The sequence below is a fragment of the Priestia sp. P1_B12_1 genome, assembly GCF_056406695.1.
This window is the reverse complement of record NZ_JBFTZR010000001.1, coordinates 99,594-113,800: the sequence shown is the minus strand read 5'-3', so window position 1 is coordinate 113,800 and position 14,207 is coordinate 99,594. Positions and strand designations below refer to the sequence as shown.

Annotated in this window: 14 protein-coding genes; 10 read left to right on the top strand and 4 right to left on the bottom strand. The window is 39.4% G+C overall.

Annotated elements, in window-relative coordinates; all coding sequences use genetic code 11:
- The first annotated feature begins 84 nt into the window (after positions 1-84).
- From ggt to AC1D0Y_RS00635, 3 genes are all read left to right on the top strand, one after another.
- Positions 85-2,163, top strand: coding sequence for a gamma-glutamyltransferase (gene ggt / locus AC1D0Y_RS00645; RefSeq protein ID WP_028410997.1), 2,079 nt, complete (start codon positions 85-87; stop codon positions 2,161-2,163).
- A 509-nt stretch (positions 2,164-2,672) separates the two neighbouring features.
- Positions 2,673-3,572: an arginase gene (rocF, locus tag AC1D0Y_RS00640; protein ID WP_013058586.1), complete on the top strand. Its 900-nt coding sequence runs from the start codon at positions 2,673-2,675 to the stop codon at positions 3,570-3,572.
- Between the two features lie 232 nt (positions 3,573-3,804).
- The gene (locus tag AC1D0Y_RS00635; RefSeq protein ID WP_043978423.1) at positions 3,805-5,238 is read left to right on the top strand and encodes an amino acid permease; all 1,434 of its coding nucleotides are present in this window, start codon (positions 3,805-3,807) and stop codon (positions 5,236-5,238) included.
- Between the two features lie 51 nt (positions 5,239-5,289).
- On the opposite strand, the gene AC1D0Y_RS00630 is transcribed toward AC1D0Y_RS00635, so the two are convergent.
- Both AC1D0Y_RS00630 and AC1D0Y_RS00625 read right to left on the bottom strand, forming a co-directional pair.
- On the bottom strand, positions 5,290-6,462 hold the full coding sequence (locus AC1D0Y_RS00630; RefSeq protein WP_235593625.1) for a hypothetical protein: 1,173 nt from the start codon (positions 6,460-6,462) through the stop codon (positions 5,290-5,292).
- A 167-nt stretch (positions 6,463-6,629) separates the two neighbouring features.
- The gene (locus tag AC1D0Y_RS00625; protein WP_028411001.1) at positions 6,630-6,863 is read right to left on the bottom strand and encodes a YczF family membrane protein; all 234 of its coding nucleotides are present in this window, start codon (positions 6,861-6,863) and stop codon (positions 6,630-6,632) included.
- A 322-nt stretch (positions 6,864-7,185) separates the two neighbouring features.
- Between AC1D0Y_RS00625 and AC1D0Y_RS00620 the strand changes: the two genes are divergently transcribed.
- Entirely contained in the window at positions 7,186-7,503 is a 318-nt protein-coding gene (locus AC1D0Y_RS00620) for a GerAB/ArcD/ProY family transporter (protein ID WP_306460684.1), read from the top strand.
- Between the two features lie 28 nt (positions 7,504-7,531).
- On the opposite strand, the gene AC1D0Y_RS00615 is transcribed toward AC1D0Y_RS00620, so the two are convergent.
- Positions 7,532-8,941, bottom strand: a complete 1,410-nt coding sequence (locus AC1D0Y_RS00615) for a polysaccharide deacetylase family protein (protein ID WP_060747177.1) — start codon at positions 8,939-8,941, stop codon at positions 7,532-7,534.
- 157 nt (positions 8,942-9,098) lie between these two features.
- Between AC1D0Y_RS00615 and AC1D0Y_RS00610 the strand changes: the two genes are divergently transcribed.
- The 3 genes from AC1D0Y_RS00610 to AC1D0Y_RS00600 all read left to right on the top strand — a co-directional run bounded on the left by AC1D0Y_RS00610 (position 9,099) and on the right by AC1D0Y_RS00600 (position 11,186).
- A complete protein-coding gene (locus AC1D0Y_RS00610) occupies positions 9,099-9,599 on the top strand; it encodes an RNA polymerase sigma factor (protein WP_477707368.1) in 501 nt (166 codons plus the stop codon).
- On the top strand, positions 9,596-10,459 hold the full coding sequence (gene rsiV / locus AC1D0Y_RS00605) for an anti-sigma-V factor RsiV (protein ID WP_028411007.1): 864 nt from the start codon (positions 9,596-9,598) through the stop codon (positions 10,457-10,459). Before AC1D0Y_RS00610 ends, rsiV begins: the two co-directional genes overlap by 4 nt.
- Positions 10,460-10,655: 196 nt before the next feature.
- Positions 10,656-11,186 carry an HTH-type transcriptional regulator Hpr gene (locus AC1D0Y_RS00600; RefSeq protein WP_028411008.1) on the top strand — a complete coding sequence of 177 codons (531 nt, stop codon included), beginning with the start codon at positions 10,656-10,658 and terminating at the stop codon, positions 11,184-11,186.
- 41 nt (positions 11,187-11,227) lie between these two features.
- Here the strand turns inward: AC1D0Y_RS00600 and AC1D0Y_RS00595 are convergent, their stop codons facing one another.
- Entirely contained in the window at positions 11,228-12,517 is a 1,290-nt protein-coding gene (locus AC1D0Y_RS00595; protein ID WP_477707288.1) for a protoglobin domain-containing protein, read from the bottom strand.
- 185 nt (positions 12,518-12,702) lie between these two features.
- Between AC1D0Y_RS00595 and AC1D0Y_RS00590 the strand changes: the two genes are divergently transcribed.
- The 3 genes from AC1D0Y_RS00590 to AC1D0Y_RS00580 all read left to right on the top strand — a co-directional run bounded on the left by AC1D0Y_RS00590 (position 12,703) and on the right by AC1D0Y_RS00580 (position 14,206).
- Positions 12,703-13,377 carry a C40 family peptidase gene (locus tag AC1D0Y_RS00590; RefSeq protein WP_060747179.1) on the top strand — a complete coding sequence of 225 codons (675 nt, stop codon included), beginning with the start codon at positions 12,703-12,705 and terminating at the stop codon, positions 13,375-13,377.
- A 261-nt stretch (positions 13,378-13,638) separates the two neighbouring features.
- Entirely contained in the window at positions 13,639-13,986 is a 348-nt protein-coding gene (locus tag AC1D0Y_RS00585) for a DUF2642 domain-containing protein (protein WP_043978439.1), read from the top strand.
- A gap of 19 nt (positions 13,987-14,005) precedes the next feature.
- Positions 14,006-14,206: a hypothetical protein gene (locus AC1D0Y_RS00580; protein WP_029323776.1), complete on the top strand. Its 201-nt coding sequence runs from the start codon at positions 14,006-14,008 to the stop codon at positions 14,204-14,206.
- The last annotated feature ends 1 nt before the right edge of the window (position 14,207 follow it).

Genomic DNA, 14,207 nt, shown 5'->3' with positions numbered 1-14,207 from the left:
AATATCATAATAAACCAATTTATTCTTTGTGAAATCCATCGTTTCAGACGATGTGAAATAATGTATTTGAAGGAGGAGACCCAGATGAAGGTTATGAAGATGTTGGTTATTGCATTATTTAGTTTAAGTTTAGTTGTCACACCAGCTGCTGCTGAAGTTCCGGGTGTCGACCATTCAATGAAACGAGGTGCTACACAAGGAATTGTAGCGGCATCTCACCCACTGGCTGCTGAAGCGGGAAGGAAAGTTTTAGCTGAAGGCGGAAACGCTGTAGATGCGGCAGCTGCCATTCAATTATCTCTAAACGTTGTGGAACCGATGATGTCAGGTATCGGCGGCGGCGGCTTTATGATGATTTATGAAAAAAAGAAAGATAAAATTACGATGTTAGACAGCCGTGAAATGGCACCAGCTGATGTCACGCCTAAGCTGTTTTTAGATTCAAAAGGAAAAGTCATCCCTTTCAGTAAGCGTCACATAACAGGAAAGGCAGTTGGAGTTCCTGGTACGCTAAAAGGAGTAGAAACAGCCCTTAAAGATTATGGAACCATGGACTTATCAGATGTTATTAAACCAGCTATTGCTCAAGCAGAACAAGGAATCAAAGTAAATTGGTCGATGGCTCAGTACATTGATGAAAATGTGGACAAGCTTGAAAGATACCAAACGGCCGGTAATGTATTCGTGCCGAATGGCAAGCCGTTAAAAGAAGGAGATAAGCTTGTTCAGCCGGATCTTGCTAAAACATTAAAGCTTATTCAAAAAGAAGGATCAGACGCTCTTTATAAAGGAGAAATTGGAAAAGCGCTTGTTAAAGAAGTTCAAAAACGCGATGGAAGCATGACCATGGATGATTTGAAAAATTACGTTGTAAAAGAACGTGAGCCGGTTAAAACAACTTACCGAGGCTACGATGTGGTTAGTGCGGCTCCTCCTAGCTCCGGCGGATTAACCGTTCAGCAGATTTTAAAGCTAATGGAAGGTTATGATGTAGAAAAAATGGGTTCCAATACGCCTCAGTATTTGCAGCATTTAACGGAAGCGATGCACTTAGCTTTCGCGGACCGCGCGGCGTATATGGCAGATGAAGACTTTTACGAAGTGCCGAAAAAAGGACTGTTAGATGAAGATTATATTAAAGAACGTCGTAAATTAATTAATCCAAACAAAGCAACGCCTAATGTCAAAGAAGGAGACCCTTGGAAATATGAAGGAAAAGAAAATCCAAATAAAGCAACAGTAAAGGAAGAAAATCCAATCGGCCAAACGACTCATTTCTCTGTTGTAGACAAATGGGGAAACATGGTTTCTTACACGACTACCATTGAACAAGTTTTTGGTTCAGGAATTATGGTTCCTGACTACGGATTTATGCTCAACAATGAAATGACGGATTTCGATGCCACTCCGGGAGGCGTGAACGAGGTTGAGCCTAAAAAACGTCCTCGAAGCAGCATGTCTCCAACGATCCTGTTAAAAGACGGAAAGCCGTTTATGGCAATTGGTTCACCGGGAGGCCCCACCATCATTGCGTCTGTAGCAGAAACAATTATGAATGTTATTGACCATAAGATGCCGATTCAAAAAGCGATTTTAACACCTCGTATTTATTCAGGCGGCTATCCAACCGTAAGATGGGAACCAGGCTTTAGCCAAGATACAATTCTTGAAATGATGGCTAAAGGACATGCGTTTGAAGAAAAGCCTGAGCATATCGGAAACGTTCAAGCGGTCATCTATGACTATGAAACAGGGAAAATGTACGGAGGCGCTGATAATACGCGCCAAGGCACGGTATTAGGAGTAGACGCAATTAAATATGTATCCAAACAGCCAAAACCAATTAAAGAAGAGAAAAAAGGAGAGTTTACGGTTGAAGTCAACCGTGCCGTTTATCCATTTACTGATAAGCAAGTGAAGCTGATTGATGGAAAGCCTTACGTTCAGTCCGACCGCCTGCTGTTAGGCTTAGGCGTCATTGATTCGAGTGACTTAAAGCTGTATAAACCAAATCATCACTCGTATTTATCAGTTATCAAAGTAGCAAAATCCCTTGGCTACAAAGTGAAATGGGATGAAGAAAAGAAAGTGGTCTCATTAGAAAAAGATCCTGGTGAAGACGATACCGGCGATGATGAAGACGGAGACGTTATTACAAATTAAAAAAGAGACTGGGACAAAAGTAGTTTAGGTGAAGAAAAATCCGAACGATGAATTGAGATTCTTGATGGAGAATCCAACTTGTTCGGATTTTTTTATTGGTATGGCAAACGTAGGTTTTCAGTGTGTAGTTACTTCTAGCTGTTGCACGTAAATCAACAGCGGTGTAACGAGCGATCCATACTCGCTCCTTTATTCCATTTGTTCATCTTTAAATTGAATGGAGTTTGTTATGTCGCAATCTCTTTTTTATGAAAGCAAATAAAATTGGCGATTTTAAACCAAACGACAAAAAAATTTGCGTGGTTTGCCAAAAAGTTGTAGAAATCGACAGTTTTTTTGGCATGTGTAAGAAAACCCGTGATAAAAAGACTGATAGAATGCTACAAACAAAGTTGGCATCATTTTTGCATAAGAAATAGATGAGGGGCTGTATCAATGAAAAAAATACATAGTTACATAAACACCTATGTTTACTTCACACAGAATAAAATGCAACGGAGGTATAGAAAATGAAAAAAGACATTTCAATTATCGGTGTACCAATGGATTACGGACAAACAAGAAGGGGTGTAGACATGGGGCCGAGCGCGATCCGCTATGCAGGCATGAATACACGCTTAGAAGCTCTTGGCTATACCGTACACGATGAAGGCGATATTAAAGTAGAAATTAAAGAGCGGGCAGACGTAGATAAAAATACGAATTTGAAAAACTTAGCGGCTGTAGCCAGCGGAAATGAACAGCTTGCTGCACGAGTTGAAGAAGTGAGAGAGCAAGACCGTTTTCCGTTAATATTAGGCGGAGACCACAGCATTGCAATTGGAACGCTTGCAGGAGTCGCAAAAGGTTCAGAAAATTTAGGCGTTATTTGGTATGATGCTCACGGTGATTTAAACACCGCTGAAACATCTCCATCAGGCAATATTCACGGCATGCCGTTAGCGGTGAGCCTTGGTATTGGACATCCTGTACTTTTAAATATTGGAGGGTATACCCCGAAAATTAAACCTGAAAATCTAGTTATTATCGGTGCACGCTCATTGGATGATGGTGAAAAAGAGTTAATTAAAGAAAAAGGAATTAAAGTGTATACCATGCATGAAATTGATCGTTTAGGTATGACGCAAGTGATGAAAGAAACGATTGATTATTTAAGCGGTACAGACGGCGTGCACCTGTCGCTGGACTTAGACGGCTTAGATCCGGATGATGCACCAGGCGTAGGTACACCTGTAAAAGGCGGCATCAGCTACCGAGAAAGTCATTTAGCAATGGAAATGCTAGCGGAAGCAGATATGGTGACATCTGCTGAATTTGTAGAAGTGAACCCTATTTTAGATCAGCATAACAAAACTGCAGAAGTAGCGGTTGCGTTAATGAGTTCATTGTTTGGCGATAAGCTTTTATAAGAAAGAGCTACTTAATAGGTATCGTGTAGAAGAAAATCTTTTATGATCCAATAAACGTTTATGCAGGGCTAAGCGGCTGCCATCCTCGCTACGGGGCTGGCGCCATTTGAAAAACATCCGGCATTAATGGACTTGAGCCATGAAGAGCTACCTAGTAAGCGGCTATAAAAACAAAATAAACCTAAAAAAATGAAAGCGATTTCATTTTTGTGCAGCAAAGGGAGGAAATGGGATGAATATTCCACAGGGACAGCCAGGAGAATTAAAAAGAACGATGAAAACAAGGCATCTTTTTATGATATCACTAGGAGGATGTATTGGTACCGGTTTTTTTCTGGGTTCAGGTTATACCATCAATGAAGCAGGTCCGATGGGAGCAATGATTTCCTACTTAGTAGGAGGGATCATTATGTATCTAACGATGCTGTGTCTTGGAGAATTATCCGTTGCTATGCCAGTTGCAGGATCGTTTCAAACGTACTCCACTAAATTTATCGGCCCTGCAACCGGTTTTGCGATTGGATGGCTGTACTGGCTAGGATGGGCAGTAACGGTGGCGCTTGAGTTCTTAGCTGCTGGACAATTAATGCAAAGATGGTTCCCAGACTCGCCCGTTTGGTTATGGTGCGCCATTTTTGGAGCGTTAATTTTTTCACTAAATGCACTTTCAGCTAAAGCATTTGGTGAAACAGAATTTTGGTTTTCAAGCGTTAAAATTTTCGCCATCATTATGTTTATTGTTGTAGGCGGAGCGGCGATGTTTGGACTCATTGATATGAAAAGCGGACAGGAAGCACCGCTTCTATCAAACTTCTTTGCCGAAGGGCTGTTTCCAAATGGCGTAACGGCTTTGCTGATTACAATGATTACGGTGAACTTTTCGTTTCAAGGAACAGAATTGATTGGAATTGCGGCAGGGGAAAGTGAAAATCCAGAAAAAACAATTCCAAAAGCGATTAAGCAAACGGTTTGGCGTACGCTTTTCTTTTTCGTCTTATCCGTGTTTGTCCTAGCAAGCATGATTCCTCGTGAAAAAGCAGGCGTCGTAGAAAGCCCATTTGTTGTTGTGTTAGACAGTGTAGGTGTACCTTACGCGGCGGATATTATGAACTTTATCATTTTAACAGCTCTTCTTTCAGTCGCAAACTCTGGATTTTACGCGGCTACACGTATGCTTTATTCTCTTTCAAGAGAAGGAATGGCAAGTCCTGCGCTTGGAAAAGTTAACAAAAGAGGAGTTCCGTTTAATGCACTATTAATTACGCTTGTGATTTCATGTTTTTCGCTGCTTTCAAGCGTAGTGGCAGCTAAAACCGTTTTTGTATGGCTGATTTCACTCGCTGGACTTGGCGCTCAAATTGGCTGGATTGCGATTACCGCTTCACTGCTTGCATTTCGTCGTGCTTACGTGGCTAAAGGTGGAAAAGTGGAAGATCTGAAATTTAGAACACCTCTTTATCCGGTTCTTCCTATCGTAGCGCTTATTACGAACTGTATCGTTATGATCAGTCTTGCGTTTGATCCCGAGCAGCGAATGGCGTTATACTGCGGAGGTATTTTCTTTATAGGCTGCTATGTTTATTATTATTTGAAAATTCGAAAACAAAATCAGTCAAAACAAGAGCAAGAAGTTCAGCTTGCGGAAAATAAACGAATGATTATTTAACATAAAAAACCCGGAAAATCGTGATTTTCCGGGTTTTTCATGTACTCGTTTTTAGCTATCTAGTGTTGTGTCTTCATTTTTACGGCGGCGGAGCCTCCATAGCGTGATAAGAGCAACCAGTGTAAGAACAATACCGCTGCCGAGCAGGATATGACTCACTGTTTTATCCTGCTTTTTTTGGCCTTGCTCAAAATATTTCTTGTACATTGCCACCGCAGCTTTATTTTGCTTGTATTTTCTGGGAACGCTCACTTCTTTTCCGAGTTTCCAGCCGTCTTTATAAGCTTTTTGCTGTAAAGATTTCACATCTTTATTCGAATAAAAACCTGCTTTGTACCATTTTTCTAGCTCGGGCTTGTCCTGAAGACTTTTAGGCGCTCTATAGGTCTGATAAGTGAAAGCTGAGTCGTATCCGTCTGCTTTTACGTCTTTTTGCTTTTGTTTCTGTCCTTTTTCATATCCTTGCTCAAAGGCTGTTTGCGATTCGCCTTCTGCTTCTGCAGGTACTTCGAGTGGAAGGTCGTGATAGCCTTGTACGTAGCCCTGCTTTTCAAACTGCTTTTTTTGGTGCTTCAGCACTTCGGCTTGAGCGGTTTCAAAGCCTTCTGTAAAAGCCTGACGTGTGACATCCTCATCATCATACATGCTCGGAACACTCATTGAATCATTTTCAAGACCTTGGTCATAGCCTTCTTTTTTTGCTTTAACAGATAAGTCCATTAAAGAAATAGCTTTTTTGTAGCCTTGAACATACCCTTTATTCCAGTCGGATGACTTAGAAGGAAAAGGGTCGATTTCTGACTGAACAGTAGCATGTTTGTAATCAAGGACGCCTTGCTGATAGCCTTCCTCTTCGCCGGCAGCCATTTCATTTTCTTGTTCAGTCTTGAGTTCTTCCTCTTTTTGCTGCTGCCCTTTTTTATATCCTACCGTATACCCCATCATAAACCACGTGAATTCTTCAGAAGATTTGTCCAGTCCTGTTGTTTGATCAAACTGTTCGAATTTTTTCTGTGCGTATCCATCTTCTTCTCCAAGCGAATAGCCTTCTTGATAGAGGGAGTCAAAAATTGCTTTTACTTCTTCAGTTGTATCCACGTCTGTTGACTGGTCCAAAACGTCGGAAGAGGAGTCCGGGGAATCGGGAGTAGCATAAGAAGGGACGGGATCACTTGCAAGAATAAGTAAGCAAGCTGTACTAATAACGGCTAATTTTTTTTTCATCATTTCTTCACCTTTTAGTTCAAAGTCAATGTTTATTTTGTAGTTTAAGCGTACAGCTTTTCATGTAGAAAGGCGTGTAAAAGTTTTTCCAATTATGAAAATTATAACATTTAAATGAGAAGGAGAATAGGTGGTAAAAAGGAGAAATATGTGTTTTTTACAGAGTTTTATTTTTGTCGCTGTTTTGCTTTTTTCACTTTAAATGAACGATAAAATACTTCAGCTACAAAACAGAACAAAAGGAAAAAAAGGACAAATAGTTCAGCGAACTCCATAACCCGAAACGGACTGTAGGCATTTTGCAAGGCCATGGAAAAACTAAATCCTTGTATCATATCCACTCCGATAGAAAATCCCATTAAGCATCCTAACAGCAAAGCTGATATCCAAACGATTTTCATACGTCTCACTCTCCGGTTTTGTTTTTTTTCTTGAAAACATTCTACCGATAGTTTTTGTTATTTTTTTTGTCTTACGCTTTGATTGCTCTATTAAAAATTGCATACAAAGCATTTATTTGGAAAAAGCTAAAAAAAGAAAAGAAAGGTGTTTTTAATCGTGCCTTCTTTATTTAAAAATAAAAAAAGCAAAGACAATACAAAGGAAACAGAAGGTTCGGCGTCAGAGGAACAAGAGACAGTCCTTTATTTGTAATGAATGTGATGCTGATGCTGTTAATTATTTATACGGTGCACAAAGGATTTGAAGTAATAGCTAGAACGGCTGGACGTGTTTTTTATGATTGCATTAGTAATCGGAGGATTTGTTAAAATCAGCGTCTTTTTTTACGCTGTGATTGTTGGACTTTCCACACTGTTTAAGGTGAAACGACCTTCTGCGCTGACATATCCTGTGGGCACGGTGATTTTATTTTTTTCTTTGACGATTGCAAGTAACTTTCAAGAGCATTTAAAAGAAGAGCTAACGATTATGCCGGTATTGCTTTTTATCCCTTTTCACGTAGTGATTCCGTTTACGCTGCTCTGTATAGCATTTATTAAACATCGCATGAAAAAAACAAACGCGCTGCAGCCATCCTAACGGCTGCAACGCGTTCGTCTGCTATCTGCTACTGCACATGCAGCTGCTCCCGCTCTTTTTTTACTTGTTCTAGCTGTGAAATCGTAACAAGCTGATACCCTTGTGCGTGAAGCTGCTTCATAATTTCAACCGCTGCTTCGGCACTTGTTTGATAAATATCATGCATTAAAATAACTTTTCCGTCTCCGACTTGGCTCATAACTGCTTGAACGGAGTGAGGAACGTTTCTATATTTCCAGTCTTCGGGGTCGATATCCCATAGAGTCACGCCAAGATTTCCGATATAACGTCTTACATTTGCGTTCACGGCTCCATAAGGAGGGCGTACGTGCAGCGGTTCATAGCCGCTCACTTGTTTAATGAGCGCTTGGGTATCGCCTATTTGATGTTTGACCTGCGCTTCGTTCAACCGTGTGAGCTGAGGATGATCCCAAGAGTGATTTCCGACTTCGTTGCCTTCCTTGACCATACGTTCGATTGTTTCAGGATAATATTGAACGCGGCTTCCTAACACAAAAAAGGTAGCGTGCCCGTTCACTTCTTTTAATCCATCTAAAATCACATTGGTAGATGCAGGGTTAGGTCCATCATCAAAGGTCATCGCAACGACTTTTTTAGTTGGATCAATAGGCGCTCCTTGCTGCGGCATTTCGTTAACGATATGTTTTGGAGGCGTTTCTTTGACTTTATTTTTATTTGCTACTTCGTCTTTGTAAGCATCGCTCAGCATGTCTTTAAATAAATCTTTTTGGATAGCGATTGTTTTGGTTTTCGTTTGTTCAGCACCTAGCTGATAAGGTTTAAAATAGATCACAATACTGTTTTCAAGCAGCGCAAACTGACTGAAATTTTGATCAGCTGCCTGAGTTCCTTTTTGAAGGTCCGGGTCAAAATCAGCTGTTTTCATTTGTTTTTTTAATTCAGCATATGAAATAGCCGAAAGGCGATCTAAATAGTTTGCATCCTCGTTAAATAAATCCTTTAACGCCATTTGTTTTTGATTAGGCAGGTCAAATGTAAAGGTTTTGAGAGAAGACGTTCCTTTCTCTCCATTTACAGATTCATATTCATCAAAGACAACGCTTAGCGTTTGCTTGCTGTAATGGACAATTTTATATGTAATTGTTAATTCAGATTTTTTCTTTTTTGACTGCTTCTTCAGCTTTTTCTCATAGTGTGCGACTTGATCTGTTACGTAAGCTTGAATGGATTGATCGATTTCTTTTTTACCAAAGGAAGGGTAGCTAATGGCATAGCCTCCGTCGGTAAGGTCTTTAACTAGCGTTTGAATTTCAACGTTTGGATAGGTTTGATCTGTTTGAATGTTTGCCGTTTTTTTCTCTGTACTGTTTGCTTTGACGATATACCCTGCTGTACCAAGAAACAAAATACAGCATCCAAGCAGTGTCAAAATACGTTTGTAGCCCATGGTTTTCATGTAGTAATATTCCCCTTTTTGTATATATCTACCTAATAGACGCATGAGACGATCATTTAGTTTTACTTTTTTAAAAAAAACCAAACTATTTTTCTACTTATTCCGTCTACCTTATAGACGTACTTCAGCAAGAGAAAATAGAAGGGTATGAAAGATGATGAAAAAACATGATGCACATCAGATGCTCGTAGCGTGCATAACCGAGCACAAAGCGGATTTTTACCGGCTTGCTTTTAGCTATGTAAAAAATCAAGAAGATGCGCTTGATATTGTGCAAGAATCGATTAAAAAAGCACTCATTTCAATGGACAGTATCAAGGATATTCAATCGATTAAAAGCTGGCTTTATAAAATTGTTGTACGAACAGCAATCGATTTCCTGCGCAAGCATAAACGTTTAACGCTTATGGACGATGAAGCGCTTGAGCACTTGAGCAGCGGACGTGAAGATCAGTATGAAGATATCGATTTAAACCAAGCAATGGATCATCTGCCGGTTAAATATAAAACCATTATTATTCTGCGTTTTTTCGAAGATTTGAAAATGGACGAAATTGCGGAAATTATTGAGGAAAATGTAAATACGGTCAAGACAAGGCTATACAGAGCGTTGAACCTGTTGCGGATTACGATGACGGAGGAGGACTTAGAACAATGAATGAAAAAATAGAAAAGTTAAAGAAGCAGTATCATGACATTCCTATTCCAGAGGAATTAGATGATGTTGTTGCAAAGGCACTTTCTTCATATTCTCGTAAAAAGAAATCCTATATTTGGCCGAGCGCAATTGGGGCAGCAGCGATGATTTTTATCACAACGGTGAATGTGAGTCCAGACGCGGCAAATGCAATGGCAAAAATTCCTGTGCTTGGAAAAGTAGTAGAAGTGATCACATTTGATGAACTAAAGCAAGAAGAAAAGCATTCTCGTATTGACGTGAAAACACCATCGATTTCAGGCTTGGAAAACAAAGGTCTCCAAACAAGCTTGAATGAAAAGTATATAAAAGAAAACGAGCAGCTGTATGAACAGTTTAAAAAAGAGATGAAAACATTACAAAAAGGAGAGAAAGGAAACGTGGCTGTCAGCAGCGGCTATGATATTATGACGGATACCGATGATTTGCTTGTGGTTCATCGATATGTGGAAGAATCGAGAGCTTCAACGTCGAGCGTCAATCAGTACGACACGATTGATAAAAAACACGAAGTGCTCGTTACGCTTCCAAGTTTGTTCAAAGATAAAAGCTATATAAAGGTCATTAGTGAAAATATTAAACAGCAAATGAAAGATCAAATGAAACATGAAGAAGGCAAAATCTACTGGCTGACTGAAGAAGATATGGATCCTTTTAAAGAGATTGATGAAAATCAAAGCTTCTACATTACGAAAGATCATAAGCTTAGAATTGTATTTGATAAATACAAAGTCGCCCCAGGATATATGGGAAACGTTGAGTTTGAAATTCCAACGGATGTTATTTCAAACCTTCTGGTTGGTAAACGGTATATTCATTAAAAAACAGGCGTGAACGCTGAACGTTCACGCCTGTTTTTTTACATAAAGAAACGTTTAAATTTATTTTTATGCAAAATAAGTTGAAATATATAAGCAATCATGTATAATATTTTGTATATATTTTCATTCTTTTTGTTTATAAAGTCTTAGGGGAAAATGATGTGAACGGTTGCATTTCTAGAGAGGAAGTGAAGAGGTGAAACGCACGTTAAATCAAGATACAATTAAAGATGCCATGCTGTTTAATCAGCTTGTGATGCAAGTAAGTAAAGCTCTTTGGAAGTCTACTGAAAAGGATTGGGAGCAGTGGGTTAAGCCGTACGATCTGAGCATTAATGAGCATCACATTTTGGGGATTGCTTATCAGCTGGAAATCGCGTCGATGACCGACATTTCAAAGCTAGGCGTCATGCATTTATCCACAGCTTTTAACTTTGCAAAAAAATTGCACTTGCGGGGCTATCTTACCCTTTCTAAAAATGAGAAAGATAAGCGGAATACATACGTACAGCTCACAGAAGAAGGAAAAAAGATGTTTTTAAAAACGCTTGAGGATTATAACCCTCTTGAAAATCCTTTGTTTCAAGGAGCGATGCCGCTTCGGGATGTTTACGGAGAGCTGCCTGACTTTGTGGAGCTGACGGCTCTGATTCGAAGCATATACGGAGAGGATTTTGTCCAGTTTATCGAACGTTCTTCTCAAGAGCCCGCTAGCTTTAAAAAATAAAAAAAGCCTTCTTGTGCAAGCTGAGAAGGCTTTTTTGCATATCAACTTTTTTCAGTTAACCGTTCAAGTTCTTCTGAGGAATGGGCCATCTTCTCAATACGCAGAGACAGCTGCTTCATTACATCGGCTATTTTTTCAAGTTCTTTTTTTGTTAGAACGGTTTGCTGTTTGTTCTCGGTTGTTATGCTAAGAACGTTCGTGAAAAAAGAAGTAATGTTGTTCATATTGTCAGCCGTATCTTTTGTTAATGTAGCGACTTCTCCGCCTAGGGCCGAGACGCTTTCGATTTGTTTTTGAATGTCTCCGATAAAAGTGGAAATATTAGCAATCGATTTCTTCGTTTCTTCTGCAAGCTTCCGTACTTCCTGTGCCACCACTGCAAATCCTTTTCCATGCTCACCCGCTCGAGCAGACTCAATTGAAGCGTTTAGTGCTAATAAATTCGTTTGCTCCGCAATAGAAGTAACAATCGAAACGATTTGATGAATTTGCTGTGATGTATATTCGAGCGTTTTCATTTTGTTTTGAATGAGCGACGTATTTTTTTGTATGCTTCCCAGCATGTTTTGTTCTTCTTTTAATTTTGCTTGACTCGTAACGGATTCCTTCTCAATGACTTCTGCTAGTTCAGAGCTTTTGTTTGCATAAGAAACGACGTCAGAGGACTGGTTGTGCATTTGATTCATAAACGTTTTCGTTTCTTCAGATAACGAAGAAAGGATAGAGGATGTACGCGAGATTTCTAGCTGAATTTTCTCTTTTTGAGTCTGAAGTCCAGCGCGCCGCTCGTCATATTCAAGCTCATAGGCTTTTAACACAATTTGCTGTTCTAGACTAATAAGCTTTGTCATACTTGCAATAAAAGCCAGACATTCTTCTTTTGATTCCATCCTACGTTCACATACTGAAAGAAGCGAAGTAAATAAATTTTGAAATGCGCACAAATACCAGTTTGGCTCAAGTCCAATTTTGACGTGCATCTTGGAAATTTTTTGACGTTTTACCACAAAAGCATCGTCTATTTGTCCATCAAACATTTCTAAAATATGCCGTTTTAACGTTTGCTTTAATGCATGGACGCTGCTGTGCTTTTCGATAATCGCAACCAAATGAGGCTGTTCGCCAATAGCTTTGTAAAAATCGTTCACGATCTCTTCGATGGCATTCAGCGCGTGAACTTGAAATCTGGCAATCCGTTCGAGATCCTCTGCTGTTAAGGAAATCATGTTAATCTGCTTTTTTATCATCGGGTCCGATACATGAAGCTTTACAGTGATGGATTCGACAGCCGCTGCTTCGGCGTGCGCTTTGTTTCGTTTAAACCAATTCATGTTTATCACCTTTATTTGCTAGAATAGTTGTTTTTCTCTTCTTCTTATATTTCGGCGTTTTACATCCAAGAGTTGAGGCTGTTTAAGGAGATTGTTATCAAATTGTTATCTTCTATTAATTGAATTGTTATCCGCAGATGGTATGGTTGTACGGTGCTTAAAACATGATTCGGGGAGGAAACGAAATGAAAAAAATGCTATCGGCGCTTCTTGTAGGAGGAGCTTTATTTGCAAGTCCGGCAATGGGACACGCTGCGTTTGGCGACACGGTTTTAAAACAAGGGATGACAAATGATGATGTTGAACAAGTTAAAACGGTGTTAAAAGATAAAGGATTTTTAAAAGGCGAAGTATCGCGTTATTTTAATTATGAAACAAAAAAAGCGGTTATGGCTTTTCAAGAGAAACATAACCTAGAAGCAGATGGAATTGTTGGAGAGAATACATACAATGCATTAGGTAAAGGCGGCGTTGTAGAAGGCGAATCAGAAGTGAATACGGATAAAGTAATCAGCAAAGCAAAATCTTTAATGGGCACGCCGTACAAATGGGGCGGCACTACACCTTCAGGATTTGACTGCAGTGGATATCTTCAATATGTATATAAAGAAAGTGTAGGCGTTGATATTCCCAGAACGGTTGAAGATATCTATAAAACAGGTGAAAATGTAAGTGAACCGCAGGTAGGAGATCTTGTGTTTTTTGAAACGTACAAAGAAGGGCCTTCTCATGCAGGTATTTATCTTGGAGACGGAAAATTTATTAACGCATCGTCTTCTAAAGGCGTGACAATTAGCGATAAAAATTCAAGCTATTGGAAAGAGCGCTATATAGGAGCAAAGCGTATTGCAGCTAACTGATTTATCATTTAATAGATACAAAAAGGCAAAGTCTAAGGGCTTTGTCTTTTTTGTATTGGTTTCAGTAGTAGGTAGGAGGTAGGTAGGGGATTCCCCTATACAAAATGGACTAGTCAAGTGCGTATTTGTATGGAAATACGACAAAAGTTCTGTCACCTTTATGATACAGCTTGTATATATTGATAAAGTAATCTCTCAGGTTACGTCAATTGTTATAGGTAATTTGAAGGGATAACAGTATAAAAAGGAGGAACAAAATTTATGTTTTTTTGTTGTTACCGTCGCTATGTAGAAAAGATAAAACACCTTTTGTTTTCAAATCGATTTGCTGAATTTATTCAGGAAAACACAAAGAAAGCAGTAGAAGAAGTCGTTTATTCTGACACGTTCAAAGAGTACGTAATAAGTATTATTAAAGAATCTCAAGAATCACCTTTTAAAGAAATTGCCGAGCAGTATATCGGACAGGAAGTTGTGATTGAAACGACAGCTGGTCCACTTGAAGGTGTGGTCACGTTTGTGGGAGATGATTATTTGGAATTAGTAGAGTCTCCAACGTCAACGGTATTACTGCCATTTACAAGCATTGTGACTATTCAAAGCGCTTAAACGAAAGGAGGAAAAAAATATGTTTCAAGATGCATTACGAGAAAATGTAGGTTCATTTGTGCAAATCATCACAGCTATTGACGTTATTAATGGAACACTGCTTGCTGTTACGGACGCAGCGGCTGTTGTACGTACATCAAGCTCATATGGCGAGCCTGCAGATGTAACCATTCCATTAGTATCCATTACGTATGTTCGAATTTTCAGCGGAGTTGAGTGAG

Coding starts and splice junctions, on each gene's coding strand:
- AC1D0Y_RS00635 (WP_043978423.1), top strand. CDS start 3,805: ATGAATATTCCACAGGGACAGCCAGGAGAATTAAAAAGAACGATGAAA.
- AC1D0Y_RS00580 (WP_029323776.1), top strand. CDS start 14,006: ATGTTTCAAGATGCATTACGAGAAAATGTAGGTTCATTTGTGCAAATC.
- AC1D0Y_RS00585 (WP_043978439.1), top strand. CDS start 13,639: ATGTTTTTTTGTTGTTACCGTCGCTATGTAGAAAAGATAAAACACCTT.
- AC1D0Y_RS00610 (WP_477707368.1), top strand. CDS start 9,099: ATGAAAAAACATGATGCACATCAGATGCTCGTAGCGTGCATAACCGAG.
- AC1D0Y_RS00590 (WP_060747179.1), top strand. CDS start 12,703: ATGAAAAAAATGCTATCGGCGCTTCTTGTAGGAGGAGCTTTATTTGCA.
- AC1D0Y_RS00630 (WP_235593625.1), bottom strand. CDS start 6,462: ATGAAAAAAAAATTAGCCGTTATTAGTACAGCTTGCTTACTTATTCTT.
- AC1D0Y_RS00625 (WP_028411001.1), bottom strand. CDS start 6,863: ATGAAAATCGTTTGGATATCAGCTTTGCTGTTAGGATGCTTAATGGGA.
- rocF (WP_013058586.1), top strand. CDS start 2,673: ATGAAAAAAGACATTTCAATTATCGGTGTACCAATGGATTACGGACAA.
- ggt (WP_028410997.1), top strand. CDS start 85: ATGAAGGTTATGAAGATGTTGGTTATTGCATTATTTAGTTTAAGTTTA.
- AC1D0Y_RS00595 (WP_477707288.1), bottom strand. CDS start 12,517: ATGAATTGGTTTAAACGAAACAAAGCGCACGCCGAAGCAGCGGCTGTC.
- AC1D0Y_RS00615 (WP_060747177.1), bottom strand. CDS start 8,941: ATGAAAACCATGGGCTACAAACGTATTTTGACACTGCTTGGATGCTGT.
- rsiV (WP_028411007.1), top strand. CDS start 9,596: ATGAATGAAAAAATAGAAAAGTTAAAGAAGCAGTATCATGACATTCCT.